The organism is Salinicoccus sesuvii (genome assembly GCF_042648145.1).
Lineage (GTDB): Bacteria > Bacillota > Bacilli > Staphylococcales > Salinicoccaceae > Salinicoccus > Salinicoccus sesuvii.
This window is the reverse complement of sequence record NZ_JBHRWV010000007.1, coordinates 39,388-61,866: the sequence shown is the minus strand read 5'-3', so window position 1 is coordinate 61,866 and position 22,479 is coordinate 39,388. Positions and strand designations below refer to the sequence as shown.

The window sequence follows — 22,479 nt, the reverse complement described above, 5'->3', positions numbered from 1 at the left end:
GATATGTACATTATAACCTAAGTCAGAAATGGAATAAAATATATGTCTTTTGGAAACCTTCTGAATTTTCCAAGTTTATGTAAAATCATGTAATTTAAATTGCGAATATGTATAATAAAAAGCATAGGGGAGGTATAGACATGGAGTTTGATGAAATTTTCGAAGGGGACAAAAATAAAATGATAGCGCTTTCAGTTTGCCGTGCGGCAGATCCTGAAGTGCTTGAACCGATTCTTCGCATTATCAAGGAAAAAGGCGTAAGATGTCATCTTGTAGATGACAAGGAGAAACTGGAAGCCATGCTGGTTTCATACGAGGCGGATCATCTTATAGATAATCAAATCGTAATCCATCATGCGGAGGATGATCGCGCTGCTGCAACGACAGCTTTGACGCTCATTAGTACATCCCAGGCGAATGTGCTCATGAAGGGTCTAATTTCAACAGCCATTCTGTTGAAGGAAGTTCTAAACAAGCAGCATGGAATGATAAATGACAATCTGCTCAGTCATGTTGCACTGTTTAATATACCGAACTATCACAAAGCTATCTTGCTTAGTGATGCCGGTATGAACATCGCGCCTTCGGTTGAAGACAAAAAGAAAATAATAGACAATACACTTGAATGTGCCATTCATCTTTCTGCACGTCGTCCCAAAGTCGGACTACTCGCGGCAGTGGAAAAGGTATCTGATAAGATGTCTGCCACAGCTGATGCAGATGTGTTGGCTCGGATGGATCCTAAAAGCTTCAAGCATGACTGCATAGTAGAAGGTCCGCTACAGTACGACCTTGCCATCTCAAAAGCCGCAGCCGACCACAAAGGAATCCAGTCGGATGTGGCGGGCGATGTAGATATCATCATCGCGCCAGCAATCGAAGCAGGAAATATACTTTATAAATCACTGGTCTACTCCGCGGGTGCAAGTGTAGCCTCAATCATAATGGGGGCAACTGTACCAATAGTATTGACTTCAAGAGCAGACAGCGCAGAAGATAGATATAACTCTATAAATTTAGCAATGAAAGTTTCCAAATAATTAGATGGAGTGATGAAAATGATATTTGAAAAAATGGAGAAATACGATTACGAGCAACTAATATTCTGTCAGGATAAAACAAGTGGATTGAAAGCAATCATCTGCATCCACGATACAACACTAGGTCCAGCACTCGGTGGAAGTAGAATGTGGCAGTACGACACAGAAGAAGAAGCTATAGAAGATGTACTCCGCCTCGCTAAAGGAATGACCTACAAGAATGCTGCAGCGGGACTTAATCTCGGTGGGGGTAAGACTGTAATCATTGGCGATGCTTCAAAAGATAAGTCTGAGGCATTTTTTAGAGCACTTGGCAGATATGTACATAGTCTTGGCGGCAGGTACATAACAGCTGAGGATGTAGGAACGACAGTTGAAGACATGGACTACATCTATCAGGAAACACCTTATGTATGCGGGATCAGTGAATCTTATGGTTCAGGCGGAAATCCGAGCCCTATGACGGCTTATGGCGTCTACGTAGCGATGAAGAGGACGGCCAAAGAAGCATTCGGGGACGATTCACTAGAAGGAAAGACGATTGCAGTTCAAGGTGTCGGCAACGTATCATATAGCTTGTGTAGGCACCTTCATGAAGAAGGTGCAAAACTGATTGTAACAGACATCAACCAGGCATCTGTAGACCGTGCAGTAAATGATTTTGGTGCTGAAGCAGTCGGCATTGAAGAGATCTATTCAGTCGATGCAGATATTTTCGCACCTTGCGCACTTGGTGGTGTATTGAATGACGAAACAATTCCAACCTTGAAGGTAAAAGCCGTCTGCGGAAGTGCTAACAACCAATTGCTCGATAGTGATAAGCACGGCAAAATGCTCGAATCAAGAGGTATCGTGTATGCACCGGATTATGTCGTCAACTGTGGTGGTGTTATCAATGTTGCAGATGAACTACAGGGATATGATGCAGACCGTGCAAAAGGTAAAGTAGAGGAAATCTACAAGCAAATGGATAAAATCTTTTCAATTGCTAAACGCGACAATGTCACACCTGCTGTTGCCGCTGATAGACTGGCTGAGGAAAGAATCGATAGCATGATGCGTGTGAGAAGTACTTTCTCACAGAACGAAATCACGACACTCAGCAGGAGGTAGACGACCCTATGAAACATACTATTCTGGTTGTCAATCTAGGTGGGACTTCCACCAAGGTGGCACTTTACGAAAACGATAAAAGTATCGCGGTCGAAACGTTAAGGCATCCGACCGAAATTATCATGCAACCATTTCATGAGCAGATTGAATTCAGATTCAGTTCGATTCTGAAATTTCTCGACAAACTTGGTGTAAATGCAACAGAAATTGACATCGTCAGTGCACGCGGAGGCGTGCTACGTCCGATCCAGGGGGGCACTTATAATATTAGTAAGGAAATGGTGGATGATCTCAAGGAAAGCAGATACGGTGAGCACGCCTCTAACATGAGCGGCGTAATCGCCGATCGGTTCCGGGATCTCTATGGCGCCCGGGCGGTAATAACAGACCCGGTCGTTGTGGATGAAATGATTGCCGAAGTACGGCCTACAGGATTGAGAGGAGTAGAAAGACGCTCTGTCTTCCATGCACTCAACCAGAAGGCAGTCGCACGGAAATATGCGGAGTCCACTGGCACAAATTACGATGAGATTAACGTCATCGTTTGTCATATGGGTGGTGGCATCACCGTGGGAGCACACAGGAAAGGCAAGGTCATCGACGTCAACGACGGCTTATCCGGAGAAGGGCCGATGAGTCCGACCCGGACAGGTTCCCTTCCAAACGATCGGCTTGCCAAGTACATTATTGAAAACGATCTGGACTATGATAGTATCTATAATGTACTCACAAAAGAGGGCGGCTTCATTTCACTCGCCGGTACCCAAGATGCACTTGAGCTTGAGAAGAGAGCACTTGCAGGAGATGAAGTCACGGAAGCCATCTACAAGGCACTTGCAGCACAAATCGCCAAAGAAATCGGCTCTCGCGCTGCAATACTTGAGGGCAAAGTGGATCAGATCATCTTCACAGGCGGTCTTGCCTATAGCAAATACCTCTTGGACTTTGTCACGCCTTACATCTCGTTCATTGCACCAATTACCATATATCCAGGTGAAGAAGAGATGCAGGCACTTGCAGAAGGAGCTTATCGTGTACTGAGTGGAAAAGAAGAAATGAAAACTTATGTGTAGGAGTGGATATAATGGCATATGAATATGACCTAGTCATTCTCGGTGGAGGTACTGCCGGCTATGTAGCAGCCATCAAGGCAAGTCAGCTCGGCCTTAAAACTGCGATTGTTGAAAAAGAGAACCTAGGCGGTACTTGTCTGCACAAGGGCTGTATCCCGACTAAAAGTATGCTTAAATCGGCAGAAATCGCTCATTCGATGCGGAATGCAGATCTTTATGGCATCAGTTCAGTCACACCTGAAATCGATATGTCAAAAATACAAGGTCGTAAGCAGGAAGTGGTAGACCGTATGCATGGAGGAGTTAAGCACCTCATGAAAAAGCATAAGGTTGATATCTTCAGTGGACATGGTCGTATACTCGGTCCTTCAATCTTTTCACCGATGGCCGGAACAGTGGCAGTGGAACATCCTGAAGATGAAGAGGCGGAAAGCGAAATCTTAATCAATCAGAACGTGCTGATTTCCACAGGTTCACACCCGCGCGCCCTACCTTTCTTACCATTCGACCATAAGCTTATACTTTCAAGTGATGATATGATGGGGCTTGATCATATTCCTTCGCGTATGGCCATTATCGGAGGAGGAGTCATTGGACTGGAGTTTGCCAGCATGTTGACTGATCTTGGGTCTGAAGTCACTGTCATCGAAGCCGGTGACCATCTTGTTCCGCACGAAGATAAGGATATTACTAACCAGCTGAGAAAATCCCTGGAATCTAGAGGCGTCACCTTCAAAATCGGCAACGCCCTAGATGAATCTAGTATCGACAAGCAAGAGGAGTCCATTGCACTTTCACTGGATGACGGGGAGTTATCCGTGGATAAGGTACTTGTTGCCATCGGACGGGGGCCTAACACTGATGATCTCGGACTTACAAACACAAAAATTAAGCTCAATAAAGGCTACATCGAAACCAATTCGAACTATCAGACCGATGATGCACATATATATGCCGTCGGTGATGTTATCGGAAATCTTCAACTCGCCCATGTCGCCACGAAAGAAGCAATTGCAGCAGTTGAACATATGGCCGACGAAAACCCCTACCCAATCGACTATAACAGCGTGCCAAGATGTATCTATACTTATCCAGAGGTCGCTGCCATCGGCATGACCGAAGCAGTACTAAAACAGCAGAGTATTGATTATTCGGCGCATAAGGTACCGTTCGCAGCCGTTGGAAAAGCAGTAATTTCCCACGGAGACAAAGGGTTTGGTAAAATACTTGTAGACCCGGAAACAAAAGATATTCTGGGACTTTCCCTAATCGGCCCTGGCGCCACTGAACTGATCAACGAGGCTGCTCTTGCCAAATTTCTAGATGCTTCAGCATTGGAACTTGGCAGCGCCATACATGCACATCCTTCAATCGGAGAAGTACTGATGGAGCTCGGCCTTGACGCAGAAGATAAAGGGATTCATGTATAAGGAGGATACGACATTGTTGGATTATAAAGAAGTAGGCCTCGAGCCTGATGACCTGAAGAACATGTACCGTACGATGCATCTTGCAAGAAAGCTTGATGAAAGAATGTGGCTTTTGAACCGTGCAGGTAAACTGCCGTTTGTAATTTCCTGTCAAGGTCAAGAGGCGACACAGGTGGGTGCTGGATATGCGCTCGACACGGAAATCGACATCATCAGCCCTTACTATAGAGATCTCGCACTCGTTACTCATTTTGGTATGACAGCAGAAGAAACGATGTTGTCGGCTTTTGCCAAGAAAGGGGACATTTCAAGTGGAGGAAAGCAGATGCCTTCCCACTTCAGTAAAAAATCCTGCAATATCATGACCCAAGGCTCCAGCGTTACTACACAGCTACTTCACGCTGTCGGAGCAAGCTTCAAATTTAAAATGGATAACGAGAAACGCGTTGCGCTGACAACGCTCGGGGAAGGTTCCTCAAACCAAGGCGATTTTCACGAAGGCCTGAACTTCGTTGGTGTCCATGATTTACCTTTCATTTGCATCATCGAGAACAATAAGTATGCGATAAGTGTACCGCGTGAACTCCAATATGGAGCGGATAAACTTTCTGACCGCGCACTTGGATATGGTATGCATGGTGAGCATATAGATGGTAATGATCCAATTGCTGTCTACAAAGCCGTCAAAGATGCTCGAGAACGTGCAATCAATGGGGGAGGCGGTACGCTAATAGAAGCGATGTCCACAAGACTAACTGCTCATTCTTCAGATGACGATGACAGTTATCGTGAGAAGGAAGAACGGGAAACCATGAAAGATTCGGATTGCCTACTGAACTTCAGAACTTACATTCTAGATAATGGTGTCGCAGATGAATCGTGGTTTGAAGAGTTAGAAAAAGAAATCAAAACAATCGTTACAGATGCGACGAAGGCAGCCGAAAAAGCACCTTATCCGGATGCTAGAGAAGCATTGACCCACGTTTACGAGGAGGTTCAGCATGGCTAAAATTTCCTATTTACAAGCAATACATCAAGCACTCGACTATGAAATGGGACAGGATGACAGTGTGTTCGTCCTTGGAGAGGACGTAGGAAAAAAAGGCGGTGTTTTCAAAGTGACCGCCGGACTCCAAGAGAAATACGGAGAGATGCGCTGTCTCGACACGCCACTTGCGGAATCGAATATTGTCGGTACCAGTATTGGTGCTGCCATGATGGGCAAAAGGCCAGTGGCTGAAATCCAATTTGCTGATTATATTTTGCCCGCAACGAATCAGATACTGAGTGAAGCAGCAAAGATCAGATATCGTTCTAATAATGATTGGAATTGCCCGATTGTCATCCGGGCCCCATTTGGTGGCGGTATACATGGTGCACTTTACCATTCACAGTCGGTTGAAACCATATTTACGTCAACACCTGGTCTCAAGGTGGTCGTTCCTTCTACACCAGCGGATGCCAAAGGACTGCTTATCTCTGCGATACGCGATAATGATCCTGTTTTGTTCTTTGAACATAAGAAAGCTTACCGTCTGCTGAAGGAAGAGGTGCCAGAGGGCGAATATACAGTTCCGATTGGCCAGGCCGATACTAAACGTGAAGGCGATGACATTACGGTTATTACCTATGGCTTGTGTGTCAACTATGCCCTCCAAGCTGCCGAGCGTCTGGCGAAGGATGGTTACGAAGCGGAAGTGCTCGACCTTAGGACTATCTATCCTCTCGACAAGGACAGCATCATTAAAGCAGCTGCTAAGACAGGTAAAGTGTTACTTGTAACAGAAGATAACTTAGAAGGCAGTGTCATAAGTGAAGTATCGGCAATTATCGGTGAAAATTGTCTTTACGATTTGGATGCACCAATCATGAGACTTGCCGGGCCTGATGTACCATCCATGCCATATGCACCACCAATGGAAGATTTCTTTATGGTCAATCCAGATAAGATTGAAGCTAAAATGAAAGAGCTCGCTGAACATTAAGGAGGACAAGAGTTATGGAAAAAGTGCTGATGCCGAAACTTGGCGAGAGTGTTACGGAAGGGACCATTGAAAGATGGCTGGTACAGCCTGGGGATACTGTAGAAGAATATGATCCCATATGTGAAGTCATCACTGATAAGGTGACGGCTGAAGTCCCTTCAGTTTACAATGGTGTCCTGAAGGAGCTGCTCGTCGAAGAAGGCGAAACAGTTGAGGTCGGCACACCAATATGCGTAATGGAAACAGAGGATTCTAGTGCAGAGGCAACAGAAGCTGTGGAAGAGAACGAGGGGGAACAGGAAACGAAACCGGAAGAAGCGCAAAAATCGACTCCCCAACCTAACAATGGTAGAGCCACCGGTCGTATCTCCCCGGTAGTCATGCGTCTGGCCGAGGAAAATGGTATCGATTTGTCGACTGTCTCTGGGTCTGGTTTCGAAGGCAGAATTACTAAGAAAGACATCCAGCGGATAGTCGAAGAAGGTCCATCTGAGCAAAGTTCACAACCACAGCAGGAGAAAGTAGAAGAGGAGCAATCGAAAACTGAGCGTTTCGTACAGGCACCGGTAGAAGCTGAAACGGATACTGCGTTGGCAGGAGAGGCACTTCCTGTCAATGGGGTCAGAAAAGCAATTGCCAACCGTATGGTGCAATCAAGTCAAGAGATTCCTCATGCATGGTTGATGATGGAAGTTGATGCGACAAACCTTGTCAATGTCAGAAACAGCCATAAGTCAGATTTCAAGAAACAGGAAGGATATAATCTTACCTTCTTCAGCTTTTTTGTCAAAGCAGTAGCTGAAACACTGAAAGAATACCCGATGTTGAACAGTTCATGGCATGGAGACAAGATTGTTGTTAACAAAGAAATCAACGTTTCCATCGCAGTCGCTGGCGACGATAAACTATATGTGCCGGTGATCCGCAATGCGGACGAATTGTCAATCAAGGGGATAGCAAGACAGGTTAGTGAGCTCGCCGAACTCGGTCGTACACATAAGTTGAGCGGTGCTCATATGGCAGGTGGAACGTTCACAGTTAATAATACAGGTGCTTTCGGCTCTGTCCAGTCCATGGGTATCATCAATCAGCCTCAAGCTGCTATACTGCAGGTAGAATCCATTGTTAAAAAGCCAGTTATTGTGGATGATATGATTGCGGTCAGGCATATGGTCAATCTCTGTCTCTCTATAGATCATCGTATACTTGACGGCCTAATTGCAGGACAGTTCTTAAAAGCTGTTAAAGAGAGAATTGAAGCTTATTCATTGGAACATACTTCAATCTATTAGACTTTACAAAAATCTTTATCCACTATAAACTTAAGGTACTAATCGCAAGTGACAATCTGTGGATTGATTGTTGCCCAAGAAGGAGTTTTTGCCATGAATATGGATTTTAATATGTATATGAATGATATAGTCAGTCAGGCGCGGAGTGAAATCAGAGAAGCCGGCTATACTGAGCTGACAACACCTGAAGTTGTGGATGAACATCTGAATAAAAAGGGCACCGCTCTTGTTATGATTAATTCGGTCTGTGGATGTGCAGGCGGAATTGCACGTCCTGCCGCAAAGCATGCCCTGAACTATGATAAGTTGCCGGATCAGCTCCTTACCGTCTTTGCGGGTCAAGATAAGGAAGCGACTGAACACGTACGAGAGAAAGCAACTGAGTTCCTGCCGTCATCGCCATCATTTGCTCTCTTCAAGGACGGCAAGATCGTTGATATGATCGAAAGACACGAAATTGAAGGGCACGAAACGATGAGTGTTATCACCAACCTGCAAGCTTGGTTTGAGAAGCACGGCAAGGAAATTTAGAAAAGAAAAAGAGGTCCCGAGGGACCTCTTTAATTTGATTACAGTGTTGTCAGCATACTGACTCCGAATAATACTCCCGAAATTACAATGAGAACTATCATAAACCAGATCACTGCTTTTTGAAATTTCCTGTTTCTCATGAAATCATCCTTAAATTTTTACTCTTTACATTATAATATACGTCAAAGTGACAATCAACACTACAACTGGAGGAAATGCCCGATGAATAAGGATAGACTTGTCAATCAATTTATGGATATGGTTCAGATTGATTCAGAAACTGGCCACGAAAGAGAGATGGCTGATTACCTCCTTGAGACATTTAAAAACATGAATATCGAAGCAACAGAAGACGATACTAAAGAAGAAACCGGTTATGGAGCAGGGAACATATTTGTACGTTTGAAAGGCGATGCTGATAAGACACCTGTCTATTTCACTGTACACATGGATACAGTTGCACCCGGAAAAAATGTCAAACCTTCCATTCAAAATGATTATATTATCAGTGATGGAAGTACTATTCTTGGCGCCGATGACAAGGCGGGAATTGCGGCGTTGATTGAGGCCATTCATACGCTTAAAGAATCAAACACAGCACACGGTGATGTGGAGATAGTCATCACTGTAGGGGAAGAATCTGGACTTGTCGGGGCTAAGGCATTTGATACAAATCAGCTGAAAAGCAGATTCGGCTACGCGATCGATTCTACTGGGAAAGTCGGAACAGTTGTAACTACAGCACCGACTCAAAGTCGAATTGAAGTGGATATTCATGGTAAAAAGGCACACGCAGGTGTGGCACCTGAAACAGGCATCAGCGCTATCAATATTGCTGCGCGGGCCATAAGTCAAATGAAGCTCGGACGTATCGATTCGGAGACCACAGCTAATATAGGACGTTTCGAAGGTGGGACTGCAACCAATGTTGTAACAGATCATGTTCATTTGCTTGCTGAGGCCAGAAGTCTCACTGCCAATAAGATGGAAGCCCAATCAAATCATATGAAAGAAACATTTGAAAATGTTGCCAGAGAGATGGGTGGAAGTGCAGATGTCAGTATTGAAGTCATGTATGCTGCTCTTAATGCTGCTGATGATTCCGAAGTTGTTCGTACCGCTGTCGAAGCGATAGAGAACATTGGTCGTACGCCTGATCTCATCAGTCTCGGCGGCGGAAGTGATGGTAATGTCTTTGCAGGAGCAGGCATTGATACGGCAATCCTTGGACTCGGTTATGAGAACATTCATACCACAGAGGAGAAAATGCCGATTGAAGAGCTCGTTAAAATCACAGAACTGGTAGTTGAAATCATCAGAGTACAAAATGACAAGGAGGGTGGCGCATGATATACGATATAGGAGTCGTCGGTCTTGGCGTAATGGGAACGAATATTGCTAAAAATATGTCTCGCAACGGTTTCAAAGTCGTCACATTTGATTTCTATGATGACGTCAGAGAAAACCGAACAGCTGAACTTAAGGCTGAAAATGTCGATGTTGCTTCTTCAATGGAAACTTTCATTGACAGTCTCAAAAAGCCCCGGAATATTCTTCTTCTCGTTAAGGCGGGAGAAGTGACTGATATGACCATCGAGCAGATTGTCCCCCACCTCGTTGAAGGAGATACATTGATCGATGGTGGCAATGAACAATATGAAAATACAAGACGTCGTAATCTTGCATTGACTGAAAAAGGTATCAATTTTATTGGTATGGGTGTCAGCGGTGGGGAAGAAGGCGCATTGAACGGCCCTTCGCTTATGCCAGGAGGACAGCGTGAAGCATACGATAACGTCAGTGATATTCTTGAGAAAATTGCTGCAAAAGCTGATGATGGGAAGCCTTGTGTCACGTATATTGGCAGTGATGGCAGCGGTCATTACGTCAAGATGATCCATAATGGTATCGAATATGCGGATATGGAACTGATTGCAGAAACCTATTACTTTATGAAGCACGGCCTTGGTATGTCTAATAAAGAAATGAGTGCTGTTTTCGATGAATGGAATAAGGGGGATCTGAACAGCTATCTAATAGAGATTACTGCTCGCATTCTTGAATTCAAGGATGAAGAAGGTAACTATGTTCTTGATCTGATACTTGATAAGGCAGGACAAAAAGGCACAGGTAAATGGACCGGTATAGAGGGCCTTAAGCTCGGTATACCACTTTCCTTAGTCACAGATAGTGTATTTGTGAGATGCCTCTCAAGTCTAGTAGAAGAGCGGAAACTTGTCAGCGAAGCTTATGACAGTCAAATTAAAACAATATCATCAGGTGATAAGGCGTCTATACTCGAAGACTTAAAAAATGCGCTTTACATCAGCAAATTGATGAGCTATTCACAAGGTTTCAGGTTGCTTAGGGAAGCAGGTAGTATCTACGATTGGAATCTTAAACTTGGTGAAATCTCTATGATTTGGAGAAAAGGTTGCATAATCAGAGCTCAGTTCCTAGAAGAAATCAACAGAGCATATGAAAATACACCAGATCTTAGTAATCTGCTACTTGACGATTACTTCAGAAATGTAGTGAAGAACAGTCACCCAAGCTTAAGAAAGATTGGAATTCTTGCAATTGAAAATGAAATACCGATGCCTGCATTCCTAAGTGCGCTATCCTATTTCGACAGCATGAAACAGGAGCGTGTATCTAGTAATATGATTCAGGCACAGAGGGACTATTTTGGTGCACACACCTATGAACGCATAGATCAGCCTGGTGTTTTCCATACTGACTGGCAATAAAAAAGCTGCTCATCAATTCTGATGAGCAGCTTTTTAAATTTCGTCATAAAGCGCTTGCCATACCTGGACTCTAGTATAATCCGAAGTAAATTCTCTCTGGCTTTTCAGAACTTCCATAGAAAAATTACAGTTCAAATCCCTTGGCTCTTTGAGATGCCATCTGCGGAATATATATTGATATATATCCTGGGCTGCCAAGGACGGTATGCCTTGCGTTTCAAAAACAACGAACTCACTTGTTTCAGTATATGTTTCTTCGAAAGGACTTTCCAATGAAGAGGAGACTCCAATGATCAGTTCCATCTCGCCATCGATGTAACGTTCATACATGATGATGCCCTTTATGCTTCCATTATTGTATCTTAACAACTCATCTAAAATGTTATTGTCATCAAGATATGCAAGAAAATCATACTTCATACGGCTGTTATAGTTCTGAAGCGAAAACGTTTGAACAGCACCGACCATCCTAAAACTTTCACTGTGAGTATACTTTGAAGAATACTTCGGACGGTCCACTGGTACTATTTCGAATGATAATCGTTCAGTTAAATCCAACTTATCCAGATGCCGCTCAGTCTCGTAAGGTGAAATGCCAAATGATTTCTGATATGCCGTTTTGAAAGTATCCACATCATAATAACCATAGTACTTCGCGATATCAATCAACCTTCGATGTCCAGCCTTCAAATCATAAGCGATTTCAGTCATTCTGCGCTTTGCTTGATATTCGTAAGGTGTCATTCCTGTAAGGGAAGTGAATATCGTAATAAAGGACTTTGGCTCAACACCCATGTTACGTAGTACTTTATCGTAATCTATATTTTCGCGAATATGATCTTCAATATAGATAATGAACTTTTCGATAAAATTTATTGTTTCCATAAAACGTCCACTTCTCTGATCATACGTCCCACCACTTGAAATCGTCCTTGGACAGTAGTAAATTGCTTTTAACTGGTCCATTGGAGCCAGATTTGTAGTTCGGGAATGATGCCGCTTCGTTTTCCCACGCTTTATTTACAGGATCGACGAACGACCATGCATTCATCAGCTCCTCGTAATGCGTAAAGTTGGTAGCATCACCATTTAGACAATCAAATATCAAGTTCTCATAAGCATCCACAGTTCGTGAAAGGTCTGACGGATCTACTGAATAAGACATCTTGATTTCTTTTGTATCCTGTTCGCCGGCATAGTCTTTGACATTTAAGTGAAGCGTAATGCTTTCGTTCGGCTGAATACGTATGACAAGTAGATTTTTCGCAAGGAGGTCGTTGGAATCATCCTGATAATAGAGATTTTTAGGTACTTCCTTAAATTCGACAACAATTTTCGTCTCTTTATTTTTCATCCGCTTGCCGGTGCGAACATAAAAAGGGACGCCCGCCCACCTAAAATTATCGATAAACAGTCTAGCCGCGATAAAAGTTGGCGTGTTTGAGTTACTACTGACATTCTCTTCTTCTCTGTAGCTTTTAACATGGTCGCCCTCAGCTATACCCTCATCGTATTGTCCGCGTACAAAATATTTTTTGATATCTTGGTATTCTACTTTTCTCAAGCTCTTCAATACCTTAATTTTCTCTTCACGAATATCATTGCTATTCAGACTGACCGGTGGTTCCATACCAAGAAGAGAAACGATCTGAAGCATGTGGTTTTGGAACATATCCCGTACAGCACCACTTTTTTCGTAGTATTCCGCTCTATCTAGCACGCCAAGTGATTCCGATGAAGTAATCTGCACATTGGATATATAGTGATTATTCCAAAGCGGCTCAAATAAGCTGTTGCTGAAACGAATCACTTCTATATTCTGAACCATCTCCTTGCCGAGATAATGGTCAATCCTGTAGATCTCATGTTCTGCGAATGATAGAGAGATTTCTTCATTGAGTTTATATGCGCTATCGTAATCTTTACCGAATGGTTTCTCTATAATCAGCTTTTTGGATCCTTTTGTATCGGTAATTCCCGAATCCCTCAGGTTATTAGTAATATCCGTGAAATACTGCGGGGGCATAGCGAGATAGAAAAGTCTATTGCCATCTGTATCAAGTGTGCCTTCTATCTCCTCAAATTTATCTTTCAAAGACGAGTAAGTGTCACTTTCATCAATTGCCAACTTGACGTAGTGAACGTGTGTGAGGAACGTCTCTAGCCCCTCTAGTGTTTCAAGCTTATCATTCTCGCTGATAGCGCTTCTGGCAATATCCCTAAAGTCGCCATCGGAGATATCACGTCTACCAACAGCAATCAGTGCAAAATCCTTTTTAAGTGCACCTTCCTGAAAAAGATGAAAGATGGAAGGTAGTAATTTTCTTCTCGATAAGTCGCCAGTCGCACCGAATAGGGCGATAGACACTTTAAATGGTTGTGTAGTCATAGCCAACAAGTCCTTTAGTCAAAATTTTTCTTTTATCATTATTCCACTGTATTCCTAAAAATACAACTCATTGATATGATATACTGAATCAACATTTAAAAACAGGTGATGCAATGAAATTTAAAGTACTGGGTTCTGGTGCAGGTATACCCTCCAGAACAAGAAATACCCAAAGTTTTGTACTCGATGTCGTTGAAGAAATCAATCAATACTTTCTGATTGATACTTCAGAGGCACTGCAGCATCGGATACTCGACACGACCATACGACCTTCTAAGATTAGACATGTGTTCATAACGCACCTACACGGTGATCATATACTCGGTCTCCCTGGATTTCTCTCTTCGCGTTCACATCAAGGTGGTGAAGGTATACCACTCATTGTCTACGGTCCACCTGGACTTGAAGAATGGATTGAGACGACATTCCGCACTAGCGGTACGCATCTCAACTACGCAATTCAGTTTGTTGAAGTTGGTAATGGTGACGTATTCGATATTGAAGGATTTAAAGTTTCGGTCCAATTACTCGATCACGCCATAGACAGTTTCCTCTATGTATTCGAAGAACCGGACAAACCTGGAGCATTGAAAAGTGACAAACTGCGTGAAATGGGCATTAAACCGGGGCCTATCTATAAGCAGATTAAAAGTTCAAAGACGTTTGAACATGAAGGAATCATTTACAATACATGCGACTATGTGAGTGCGCCGACAGCCGGTCGCAAGGTCGCTGTTCACGGCGACACGAGGGTAATCCGCCATAAAGATTACCTTGATATGCTTGAAGGCTCGGATCTTATCGTCCACGAAGCCACCTATCTTCATGGTGAACAGGAAAAAGCACACCTCTATTACCATTCGGAAATAAATGATGTGCTCTTTAACCTTTCACAAATATCTTATGGTCAACTATTGTTCAGTCATATTAGCAACCGCTATGATGCAGAGATGGTCCGTCTGGTCGAAGAACAGCTTCCAAGCGGTATCAAACTCGCACATGACTTTATTGAAATTACCATCCCACGTGATTCGCAATGAAGCTTGCAACAACCTTTCGGTACTTTTCGGGGTTCCTGTTAAAACTTTCAACATGACCGCCACGTTCAGGGTACCATGCCGCCTTCGGCGGCTTTTTTTTCTTGTAAAGTTGTTCAGTTTGGGTGTAGGGGATAAATTTATCAGGCTTTGAGTGAATGAAAAGTACCGGCTGCCTGATTTGATCTATTACCCGAATTGGTGACACTTTGAACAGTGAAAATCGACTCCTGATGCGGAAGAATATATTTGCGAATAACAGGACAATCGGGGAACCGATTTTTGTGTACTGACTGAATATATTCGTCAACTCATCTCCAAAAGTGGAGAACGAAGCATCCGAAATGTAGAATTTCGCACGGTTGGAGAGCTCACCGGCGTATAGCAGCATTGTCGCAGCACCCATGGATTCCCCGTGAATACCAACTTCGACATCTGGCCCGTAATGGTCGAATAGATAGTCAACAACGGTTTCAAGGTCATATTTCTCGTAGAATCCATACGTGGAATGGGCACCACCGGTATTGCCATGACGTCTTGCATCGTAGATGACGCAATTATATCCCATGTCTGTGAACATGTTCAGGTATTTTATAGAGCTGATCTTATTCTCTGTAACCCCGTGGCACAGCACCATCCATTTGTTTGTTTCATTTGGATAAACAAAGATGGCATTGATGCTGTAATCGAACTTTGATGGAATAAGGATGTCGTCTTGAGGTAAGCTTTGAAAAACTTCCATGTTGAGACGTTTAGCTCGAGTCTCACGCCTTTTTATCACTTCCACATCTCTCAACTTGAAGAAAAGTATCTGACTCGAAGCATAGTATCCGAGCGAGACGAATAGTACAACCAAGGAGCCGATCAGTGCAATCAGCCATGCAGCAAAAGGTTTCATTATCTGTGCGCCTCATATTTCATCATTTTAACCGCGGCCATAATTTGATCGAGATCGCCCTGGGACAATTCTGGCATTTGGTTATAACTGTCGATATTCGACTCTAGTTGCTCAATGCTACTAACGCCATTAACGATAACTGCATTATGATGGCGCAAGAAACCGTAAGAGAGGGCTGTGAGATCTGGATTGAGCGCACTCAATGCATCGATTGTATGATTTAGCTCGGATTGTGAATAATCCATTACACCATCCTCAAATTTATCCTTAAGTATTTCTTTGGAATTTTTACTGAGCAGTCCCTTCATCACAGGTCCTCTTGCAAGCACTGTCACATCACTATTGATGTCATCTAAAATCTCGAGGGGTCTGTTGTCAATCAAATTAAATTGCATCATGAGCGTAGAAATACTACTATGCTTCATGTAGTAGTTGATAACGTTCGGACGGATTGAAGAGATACCATAGCTTCTTATAAGCCCTTCCTGCTTAAGATCTTCAAAAGCCCCGATCGTTTCATCCTTGTTGTCTTCGATAGTACCCCCATGTAGCTGATAGAGGTCAATCACTTCCACACCCAACCTTGAAATCGACTGCTTGATAGCTTCCTTCAAGTGCGATGCCGAAGGATTCCAGCCGATTTTCTCCTGCTTGGCTGCATCAAATTCATTTCCTGCTTTTGTTCCTATAGTAAAGTCATAGTCGGCTTGGAACTTTCTGAGAATGTTGCCGACGACCCTCTCGTTTTCGCCGAACTGATAAAGATCTGCTGTATCAAAATGCGTGACACCTGCTTCTAGCGCTCTACCTATAATCTTTTCCGTTTCAGCGCTATCACTAAGGGGCAGATTCATACATCCGAGGGAAAACTCGGACAGATTGATACCATCTTTTAACTGAATATTTTTCATAAATGTCATGCCTCCATTGATTAGTCATATAGAATTATACCAACAGCTGGGGGGTCTTGCATCAATTTGGGTCTCAGTTCCCGTGTAATCACTACATGAAAATCTTCTCGTATGTTAATATACTATCAGTAGGAACAAAAGTTCAGATAAGGGAGCGGGCGTATGAGTACAGGCAATAATGACTTTTCACATCTTAAAGAGGAAATCATCTCTTCGGAGAGGGTATTCGATGGCAAGGTGATCAAGGTTGACCATAGCAAGGTAGGTCTGCCTGATGGTGGCAGTGCGGATAGGGAAATCGTCTACCACAAAGGGGCTGTCGCGCTCGTAGCAGTTGAAGGTGAGGAGATGTTCTTCGTCCGTCAGTACAGAGTAGCGACGGATGACTTTTTACTTGAGATTCCTGCTGGGAAGATCGAAGTGGGGGAAGCACCTGATGAAACGGCTGTAAAAGAGTTGAAAGAAGAAATTGGCGGTGTGTCAGAAAAACTTCGTAAAATTTATGGATTTTATGTTTCACCAGGTTTCTCGAATGAATATGTTCATCTCTACGAAGCAGAAAATATGGTAATCGATGAGCAATCATTAGATGAGGATGAGTTCTTGGACATCGTTAAAATAAAATTGTCTGACTTGACTACACGATTAGAGGATGGTGCCTTCCAAGATGCCAAAACGGTAATTGCCGTCCAGTATGTCATTGCAAAGTTTAATTTATAATGATTATAAATACCTTTTAATAATACGCCAAATTGGTTATAATGTTTGTGATTATCAAACAAAGTAGGTGAACACGTGGAAAACAGGATTCAGAGAATCAAGGAAGCACTGCAGGAAGCTCAGTATAAGCTGACACCCCAAAGAGAGGTGACGGTCAAAGTCCTGCTGGAGAATGAACGTGAACATCTCAGTGCAGAGGATGTCTTTCTCAAAGTGAAAGACAAATATCCGGAAATTGGGCTGGCCACGGTCTACCGCACACTTGAACTGCTGAGTGAACTCAAGATTCTCGATAAAATCAACTTCGGCGACGGGGTCAGCCGCTATGATCTCAGAAAAGAAGGCGCCAAACATTTCCACCATCACCTTGTATGCATGGAATGCGGAGCAGTAGAAGAGATAGAAGAGGATTTGCTGGAAGATGTAGAGAAGATTGTAGAAAAAGAATACAACTTCAAGGTACTGGACCACCGTCTTACTTTTCATGGCATCTGTGGAAATTGCCAGAGCAAGAAGGATTAGATCATGAAAATTGAAGATCACACAGAAGAATATCTCCTTTTTCTGAGTGTAGAAAAAGGCTTGAGCCAGTCATCCATCAGTTCCTATCGTCAGGATCTGATGCAGTATGGGGCTTTTCTTTTGGAAAAGGACATTTCGGATGTCTCGCGCATCGAGACGGAGACTTTGATAGACTTTCTAAAGAGTATGCGCGCGTCAGGTAAAAGTGCTAAGACCATTTCCCGCATGCAGTCCACCTTGAAGAACTTCCATCAGTTTTTAGTTAACGATAACATTACTTCCCATAACCCGGCACTTCGACTCCATTCGATTAAAGAGGCTAAAAAACTGCCGGTATACCTAACAGTAGAGGAGATGGAGCGTTTACTGTCCACTCCGGACACTTCGATTGCCGGGATAAGGGATAAGGCGATGATGGAATTGCTTTATGCTTCCGGGCTTCGTGTAAGCGAACTAATCGATATCAGAATTACGGATCTAAACGTAGAGATGGGCTTCATCCGTATAATGGGTAAAGGAAGTAAAGAAAGAATCGTTCCTATTACGGATTATGTCGGCAAATTGCTCAAGGATTACATTTCAGAAGGGCGCATTGTCTTGCTCAAGGCAGAGAATACCGATGTGCTTTTTCTTACTAATCGCGGCAGTGGATTTACCCGGCAAGGACTGTGGAAAACGATAAAGAAATATGAACTTCAAAGTGGTATTAGTAAAAACATTACCCCGCATACATTCAGACATTCGTTCGCGACCCATCTTATTGAGAATGGTGCCGATCTACGGGCAGTTCAAGAAATGCTTGGACACTCGGATATAAGCACTACCCAAATATACACGCAAATTTCCGCTGTGAAGATAAGGGAAATGTATAAAAAATATCATCCAAGAAAGTAGGAGATTCATATGTTCAAAAGAATACATCTAATTGTACTGGATTCAGTAGGTATTGGAGCACAGCACGATGCTGAGGATTTTGGGGATACTGGCTCACATACACTGAAACATACCCTGGAGAGTCATCCTGTCGAACTGCCCAACCTTGCACGGCTCGGCCTTGGTTGCATTGATACGCTACCTGGTGTGGAGTGTTCCGACCGACCGGAAGCATATTACAGTAAAATGAATGAAGTTTCCCAAGGTAAAGATACGATGACCGGTCATTGGGAGATTGCTGGACTGAATATCAAGAAGCCGTTTAAAGTCTATCCAGATGGCTTTCCTGAAGCACTGCTCGATAGGATACGTGAAGCGACTGGTCGTGATATCGTCGGGAATAAACCGGCAAGTGGCACGGAAATCATCAAAGAATATGGTGAACATCAGATGAAGACAGGCGACTTGATCGTTTATACATCCAATGATCCCGTACTGCAAATCGCTGCACACGAAGATATCATTCCATTAGATGAACTCTATACTATATGTGAAAAGGTACGTGCAATGACAACGGATCCGGATTTTCTTGTCGGACGCGTCATTGCAAGACCGTATATTGGTAATAGTAAAGACAATTTTGAACGGACTGAAAATAGGCATGACTATGCACTGGAGCCTTTTGGTAAAACAGTGCTGAACGCACTCGAGGAAAATGGAAATGACGTTATCGCAATCGGTAAGATCGACGACATATTTACAAGTTCCGGGATTACAGATGCTGTGCGTACGAAGAATAATAACGACGGCGTCGACAAACTACTTGAAGTCATGGATAGAGAGTTTACAGGGCTATCCTTTTTGAACCTTGTCGACTTCGATGCTCTCTACGGACATAGACGCAATCCTGAAGGTTACAGTAGTGCATTGAAAGCTTTTGATGACCGATTGCCTGAGATAGAAGCAAAGCTTTCCGAAGATGACCTTTTGATCATTACAGCTGATCACGGCAATGATCCGACCTTCGAAGGCACGGACCATACCCGCGAGTCTGTTCCATTGCTCATCAGACATGGCGGCAGTGGAAACTATGGACCACTGCGTAATTCAGATACATTCAGTGACGTTGCAGCTACAATTGCCGAGAATTTCAAAATCGGATACGATACACACGGTAAAAGCCTGCTTAGGGACATTACATGAAGAATAAGTATTTCACCTTCATTCTGATTGCCGTTCTTGCTATCGTCTGGGGCTTTGCTTATTGGATCATTTTTTTATAGAAAACATCATTCATGATGTTTTCTTTTTTTGATGGCCGCCTCCCGTTCTCTGATGACTCCGGACCTATCTCTCAGACGATGTTTATGAACCACCGCCGGATCTTGTATGAAACGTTTCTCCGATTTTTTTCTAAATGCATCAATTGTTATACCATTGCCGTAGGATGCATGGAGAGCTGCCCATGTCGGTTCAGTCAACGGAAATGAAGCTGGTATGAATGCACTAGTCGACATGCGAGATAACCGTGCGCGCATTAAGTCGATCAGTGCATCTTCCATCCCGAAAGCCTGTAAATCATATCGATTTTCATAGTATAGACTAAGCGCCCGTTTGTAGGATCTTTTGGCACCGATACTGTTATTCCGCCGATAATGATATTCGCCTGTCGCAAGCAGAATAAGAAAAACTTCGGGGTCTTTTTTTGTAAAATTAGATTTCGATTTCCATGCTTCCTCCATGATTTCATGGCATTCGAAGTAATCTTGCTTTATAATGAGTTCGTTATAGAAATCCATGAGATGTGGCAATTGCATACGATCGTCTCCTGATATTGAGGTAATTGGAATGAATGGTTATAAGGTACAACTCGATGTGTTTGAGGGTCCACTAGATTTGCTGTTACACTTGATAAAAGAACTAGAAATAGATATTTACGATATTCCGATGAAATCTCTTACTCGACAGTATATGGAATATATCGATGAAATGAAAGAGCTTGAAATCAATGTAGCAAGTGAATATTTAGTGATGGCAAGCGAGCTGCTAAAGATTAAAAGCCGGATGCTCCTCCCAGAGCCTTCCTATGCAGAGGAAGAATATGAAGATCCACGAGAGTCCTTGATGGAACAGCTTATCGAATATCAGAACTATAAGCAGTACGCAGAACAGCTGGCCGAAATGAAAACTGAAAACGAAAAGCTTTATATCAAGGCACCGCATGAATTTGAGGAGGAAGAGACAGACGCCACACCGCTTGATATTTCACTTGCTGATCTTATTGCCGCCTATCAGAAAGTAAGTGCACGTGTCGCTGTTGATCGTCCGAAAAATATAACAATCACCAGAGAACCGGTTTCCCGAGAAGAAGCAGAGACATTCCTACACAACCGGTTCGCACGGAAACAAGTATTAAAAATCGATGAATTATTCACTTTTACCGAGGCCAGACCTAAGGTCGTTGCTGTATTCATTGTTATTCTTGAATATATTAAAGACGGGAAACTGGGTATACGGATAGATGCCGGGAATGATTTTGAGATTGAAAGGCTGTATGATTAATGGAGAAGATCGATATTATAGAAGGACTTTTGTATATTGCTGGAGATGTTGGTCTCTCAGAAGAGCAACTTATCATGCATGTCCCGATTACAAAGACCCAGCTCGACAGTACGCTCGAAAACTATGAAAAGCCAAACTTCACAATACAAAGACATGGCGGCAAGTATTTTTTGAAGACAACGCAGCACATGGAGAAGTACATCCAGAGAGTACTTGATGATCGACCAAGCCAGAAACTTTCTCAAGCCTCTCTTGAGGTACTGTCCATCATTGCTTATAACCAACCCGTTTCTAGAGGAGATATCGAAGCATTGCGTGGTGTTGCGTCTGACGGACCAGTATCCACACTGCTTGGTAAAGGACTGATTATGAAAAAGAATGTGAACGACGAAAGAGCTGCACACTTTATAACTACAGACTATTTCCTGCAGCTTTTCGGGCTCTCCAGTTTAGAAGAGCTTCCATCGCAGAAGGAAATGATGGAACAAGAAGAGATGGACTTATTTTTCGAAAGTATGGAGGAGGAATATTAATATGGAAGAAATACGATTACAAAAAGCAATCGCAAATAGCGGAGTAACATCAAGAAGAAAAGCTGAGGTAATGATTACTGAAGGCCGTGTTAACGTCAACGGTAAGAAAGTCACAGAACTTGGCACCAAGGTTAGGGAAATAGATAAAATAGAAGTGGACGGTATACCACTTAGCCAAGAGGAAAAGGTGCACATACTATACTATAAGCCCGTCGGCGAAATTTCAGCAGCTGAAGATGATAGGAGCCGTCGTACTGTAGTAGACGCATTCGAGCAGATGGACGTCAGGCTCTATCCTGTCGGCCGCCTGGACTATGATACTTCAGGCATTCTGATTATGACCAATGATGGTGAGTTCACTCAGTACATGACACATCCAAAATACGAGATGAGCAAAACATATCGTGTCAAAATTGACGGTATACTGAAACGCGAGGAGCAAAAACAGATGCGCAAGGGTATTAAGCTTGAGGACGGTATGACAGCGCCTGCTGGTTTAAAAGTGATACGTGATAAAAACGATAGACAGATGATTCTGGAATTAACCATTCACGAAGGCCGTAACCGTCAGGTTAGAAGAATGTTTGAACATTTTGGTCTCAGAGTCGTTAAGCTGACAAGAATCAGTTACGACTTCCTGAACCTGAATGGGCTGGCTGAAGGTGAGTACAGGTTTCTGAAACCGCATGAAGTGAAAAAACTGATTGCCAACGCCAAAGCGGAATAGACCGTTTCCAATTGTCATAATACTGTCATACAGGGGATTTTTATTAGATGCTATAATGTTAGACATGAATAAAAGTACAGGCAGGTGAAAAAG

Annotated in this window: 24 protein-coding genes; 18 read left to right on the top strand and 6 right to left on the bottom strand. The window is 43.2% G+C overall.

Annotated elements, in window-relative coordinates; all coding sequences use genetic code 11:
- The first annotated feature begins 140 nt into the window (after positions 1 to 140).
- The 8 genes from ACFOJ8_RS06005 (at position 141) to ACFOJ8_RS05970 (ending at position 8,464) form a co-directional block, all read left to right on the top strand.
- The gene (locus ACFOJ8_RS06005) at positions 141 to 1,040 is read left to right on the top strand and encodes a phosphate acyltransferase (RefSeq protein ID WP_380653991.1); all 900 of its coding nucleotides are present in this window, start codon (positions 141 to 143) and stop codon (positions 1,038 to 1,040) included.
- A gap of 18 nt (positions 1,041 to 1,058) precedes the next feature.
- Positions 1,059 to 2,153, top strand: a complete 1,095-nt coding sequence (locus ACFOJ8_RS06000) for a Leu/Phe/Val dehydrogenase (protein WP_380653989.1) — start codon at positions 1,059 to 1,061, stop codon at positions 2,151 to 2,153.
- A gap of 8 nt (positions 2,154 to 2,161) precedes the next feature.
- Entirely contained in the window at positions 2,162 to 3,226 is a 1,065-nt protein-coding gene (gene buk, locus ACFOJ8_RS05995) for a butyrate kinase (RefSeq protein WP_380653987.1), read from the top strand.
- An 8-nt stretch (positions 3,227 to 3,234) separates the two neighbouring features.
- Positions 3,235 to 4,656, top strand: coding sequence for a dihydrolipoyl dehydrogenase (lpdA, locus tag ACFOJ8_RS05990; protein WP_380657043.1), 1,422 nt, complete (start codon positions 3,235 to 3,237; stop codon positions 4,654 to 4,656).
- Between the two features lie 13 nt (positions 4,657 to 4,669).
- Positions 4,670 to 5,665: a thiamine pyrophosphate-dependent dehydrogenase E1 component subunit alpha gene (locus ACFOJ8_RS05985; protein ID WP_380653984.1), complete on the top strand. Its 996-nt coding sequence runs from the start codon at positions 4,670 to 4,672 to the stop codon at positions 5,663 to 5,665.
- A complete protein-coding gene (locus ACFOJ8_RS05980) occupies positions 5,658 to 6,641 on the top strand; it encodes an alpha-ketoacid dehydrogenase subunit beta (RefSeq protein WP_380653981.1) in 984 nt (327 codons plus the stop codon). The genes ACFOJ8_RS05985 and ACFOJ8_RS05980 overlap by 8 nt, the downstream gene beginning before the upstream one ends.
- Positions 6,642 to 6,655: 14 nt before the next feature.
- Entirely contained in the window at positions 6,656 to 7,933 is a 1,278-nt protein-coding gene (locus ACFOJ8_RS05975) for a dihydrolipoamide acetyltransferase family protein (RefSeq protein WP_380653978.1), read from the top strand.
- A 93-nt stretch (positions 7,934 to 8,026) separates the two neighbouring features.
- Positions 8,027 to 8,464 (top strand): BrxA/BrxB family bacilliredoxin, encoded by a 438-nt coding sequence (locus ACFOJ8_RS05970; RefSeq protein ID WP_380653976.1) that lies wholly within the window; start codon positions 8,027 to 8,029, stop codon positions 8,462 to 8,464.
- 38 nt (positions 8,465 to 8,502) lie between these two features.
- On the opposite strand, the gene prli42 is transcribed toward ACFOJ8_RS05970, so the two are convergent.
- The gene (gene prli42 / locus ACFOJ8_RS05965) at positions 8,503 to 8,604 is read right to left on the bottom strand and encodes a stressosome-associated protein Prli42 (RefSeq protein ID WP_380653974.1); all 102 of its coding nucleotides are present in this window, start codon (positions 8,602 to 8,604) and stop codon (positions 8,503 to 8,505) included.
- A gap of 82 nt (positions 8,605 to 8,686) precedes the next feature.
- On the opposite strand from prli42, the gene ACFOJ8_RS05960 reads away from it, so the two are divergent.
- Both ACFOJ8_RS05960 and gndA read left to right on the top strand, forming a co-directional pair.
- A complete protein-coding gene (locus tag ACFOJ8_RS05960) occupies positions 8,687 to 9,814 on the top strand; it encodes a M20/M25/M40 family metallo-hydrolase (RefSeq protein ID WP_380653972.1) in 1,128 nt (375 codons plus the stop codon).
- Entirely contained in the window at positions 9,811 to 11,214 is a 1,404-nt protein-coding gene (gene gndA, locus ACFOJ8_RS05955; RefSeq protein ID WP_380653969.1) for an NADP-dependent phosphogluconate dehydrogenase, read from the top strand. Before ACFOJ8_RS05960 ends, gndA begins: the two co-directional genes overlap by 4 nt.
- Before the next feature lie 33 nt (positions 11,215 to 11,247).
- Here gndA and ACFOJ8_RS05950 read toward each other — a convergent pair whose 3' ends face one another.
- Together ACFOJ8_RS05950 and zwf are read right to left on the bottom strand one after the other, a co-directional pair.
- The gene (locus tag ACFOJ8_RS05950) at positions 11,248 to 12,099 is read right to left on the bottom strand and encodes a helix-turn-helix domain-containing protein (RefSeq protein WP_380653966.1); all 852 of its coding nucleotides are present in this window, start codon (positions 12,097 to 12,099) and stop codon (positions 11,248 to 11,250) included.
- A 19-nt stretch (positions 12,100 to 12,118) separates the two neighbouring features.
- The gene (zwf, locus tag ACFOJ8_RS05945) at positions 12,119 to 13,603 is read right to left on the bottom strand and encodes a glucose-6-phosphate dehydrogenase (protein WP_380653963.1); all 1,485 of its coding nucleotides are present in this window, start codon (positions 13,601 to 13,603) and stop codon (positions 12,119 to 12,121) included.
- A gap of 113 nt (positions 13,604 to 13,716) precedes the next feature.
- Here zwf and ACFOJ8_RS05940 point away from each other — a divergent pair, with 113 nt between their 5' ends.
- The gene (locus ACFOJ8_RS05940) at positions 13,717 to 14,643 is read left to right on the top strand and encodes an MBL fold metallo-hydrolase (protein WP_380653960.1); all 927 of its coding nucleotides are present in this window, start codon (positions 13,717 to 13,719) and stop codon (positions 14,641 to 14,643) included.
- Here ACFOJ8_RS05940 and ACFOJ8_RS05935 read toward each other — a convergent pair.
- Both ACFOJ8_RS05935 and ACFOJ8_RS05930 read right to left on the bottom strand, forming a co-directional pair.
- A complete protein-coding gene (locus ACFOJ8_RS05935; protein ID WP_380653957.1) occupies positions 14,618 to 15,538 on the bottom strand; it encodes an alpha/beta hydrolase in 921 nt (306 codons plus the stop codon). The genes ACFOJ8_RS05940 and ACFOJ8_RS05935 overlap by 26 nt on opposite strands.
- A complete protein-coding gene (locus ACFOJ8_RS05930) occupies positions 15,538 to 16,458 on the bottom strand; it encodes an aldo/keto reductase (RefSeq protein ID WP_380653955.1) in 921 nt (306 codons plus the stop codon). Before ACFOJ8_RS05930 ends, ACFOJ8_RS05935 begins: the two co-directional genes overlap by 1 nt.
- A gap of 153 nt (positions 16,459 to 16,611) precedes the next feature.
- On the opposite strand from ACFOJ8_RS05930, the gene ACFOJ8_RS05925 reads away from it, so the two are divergent.
- The 4 genes from ACFOJ8_RS05925 to deoB all read left to right on the top strand — a co-directional run bounded on the left by ACFOJ8_RS05925 (position 16,612) and on the right by deoB (position 19,767).
- Positions 16,612 to 17,169: an NUDIX hydrolase gene (locus tag ACFOJ8_RS05925; RefSeq protein WP_380653952.1), complete on the top strand. Its 558-nt coding sequence runs from the start codon at positions 16,612 to 16,614 to the stop codon at positions 17,167 to 17,169.
- A 75-nt stretch (positions 17,170 to 17,244) separates the two neighbouring features.
- Positions 17,245 to 17,691 carry a ferric iron uptake transcriptional regulator gene (fur, locus tag ACFOJ8_RS05920; RefSeq protein ID WP_380653949.1) on the top strand — a complete coding sequence of 149 codons (447 nt, stop codon included), beginning with the start codon at positions 17,245 to 17,247 and terminating at the stop codon, positions 17,689 to 17,691.
- Between the two features lie 9 nt (positions 17,692 to 17,700).
- On the top strand, positions 17,701 to 18,585 hold the full coding sequence (gene xerD, locus ACFOJ8_RS05915; protein ID WP_380657040.1) for a site-specific tyrosine recombinase XerD: 885 nt from the start codon (positions 17,701 to 17,703) through the stop codon (positions 18,583 to 18,585).
- 9 nt (positions 18,586 to 18,594) lie between these two features.
- Complete coding sequence (deoB, locus tag ACFOJ8_RS05910; protein WP_380653946.1) at positions 18,595 to 19,767, top strand: phosphopentomutase; 1,173 nt, start codon at positions 18,595 to 18,597, stop codon at positions 19,765 to 19,767.
- A gap of 86 nt (positions 19,768 to 19,853) precedes the next feature.
- On the opposite strand, the gene ACFOJ8_RS05905 is transcribed toward deoB, so the two are convergent.
- Complete coding sequence (locus tag ACFOJ8_RS05905) at positions 19,854 to 20,381, bottom strand: DUF309 domain-containing protein (protein WP_380653943.1); 528 nt, start codon at positions 20,379 to 20,381, stop codon at positions 19,854 to 19,856.
- Positions 20,382 to 20,412: 31 nt separating this feature from the next.
- Between ACFOJ8_RS05905 and ACFOJ8_RS05900 the strand changes: the two genes are divergently transcribed.
- The 3 genes from ACFOJ8_RS05900 to ACFOJ8_RS05890 are packed head-to-tail and all read left to right on the top strand — an operon-like array spanning position 20,413 to position 22,386.
- Positions 20,413 to 21,126, top strand: a complete 714-nt coding sequence (locus ACFOJ8_RS05900; RefSeq protein WP_380653940.1) for a segregation and condensation protein A — start codon at positions 20,413 to 20,415, stop codon at positions 21,124 to 21,126.
- On the top strand, positions 21,126 to 21,659 hold the full coding sequence (gene scpB / locus ACFOJ8_RS05895; RefSeq protein ID WP_380653937.1) for an SMC-Scp complex subunit ScpB: 534 nt from the start codon (positions 21,126 to 21,128) through the stop codon (positions 21,657 to 21,659). Before ACFOJ8_RS05900 ends, scpB begins: the two co-directional genes overlap by 1 nt.
- Positions 21,655 to 22,386 (top strand): pseudouridine synthase, encoded by a 732-nt coding sequence (locus tag ACFOJ8_RS05890; protein ID WP_380657037.1) that lies wholly within the window; start codon positions 21,655 to 21,657, stop codon positions 22,384 to 22,386. Before scpB ends, ACFOJ8_RS05890 begins: the two co-directional genes overlap by 5 nt.
- Positions 22,387 to 22,479 lie beyond the last annotated feature (93 nt).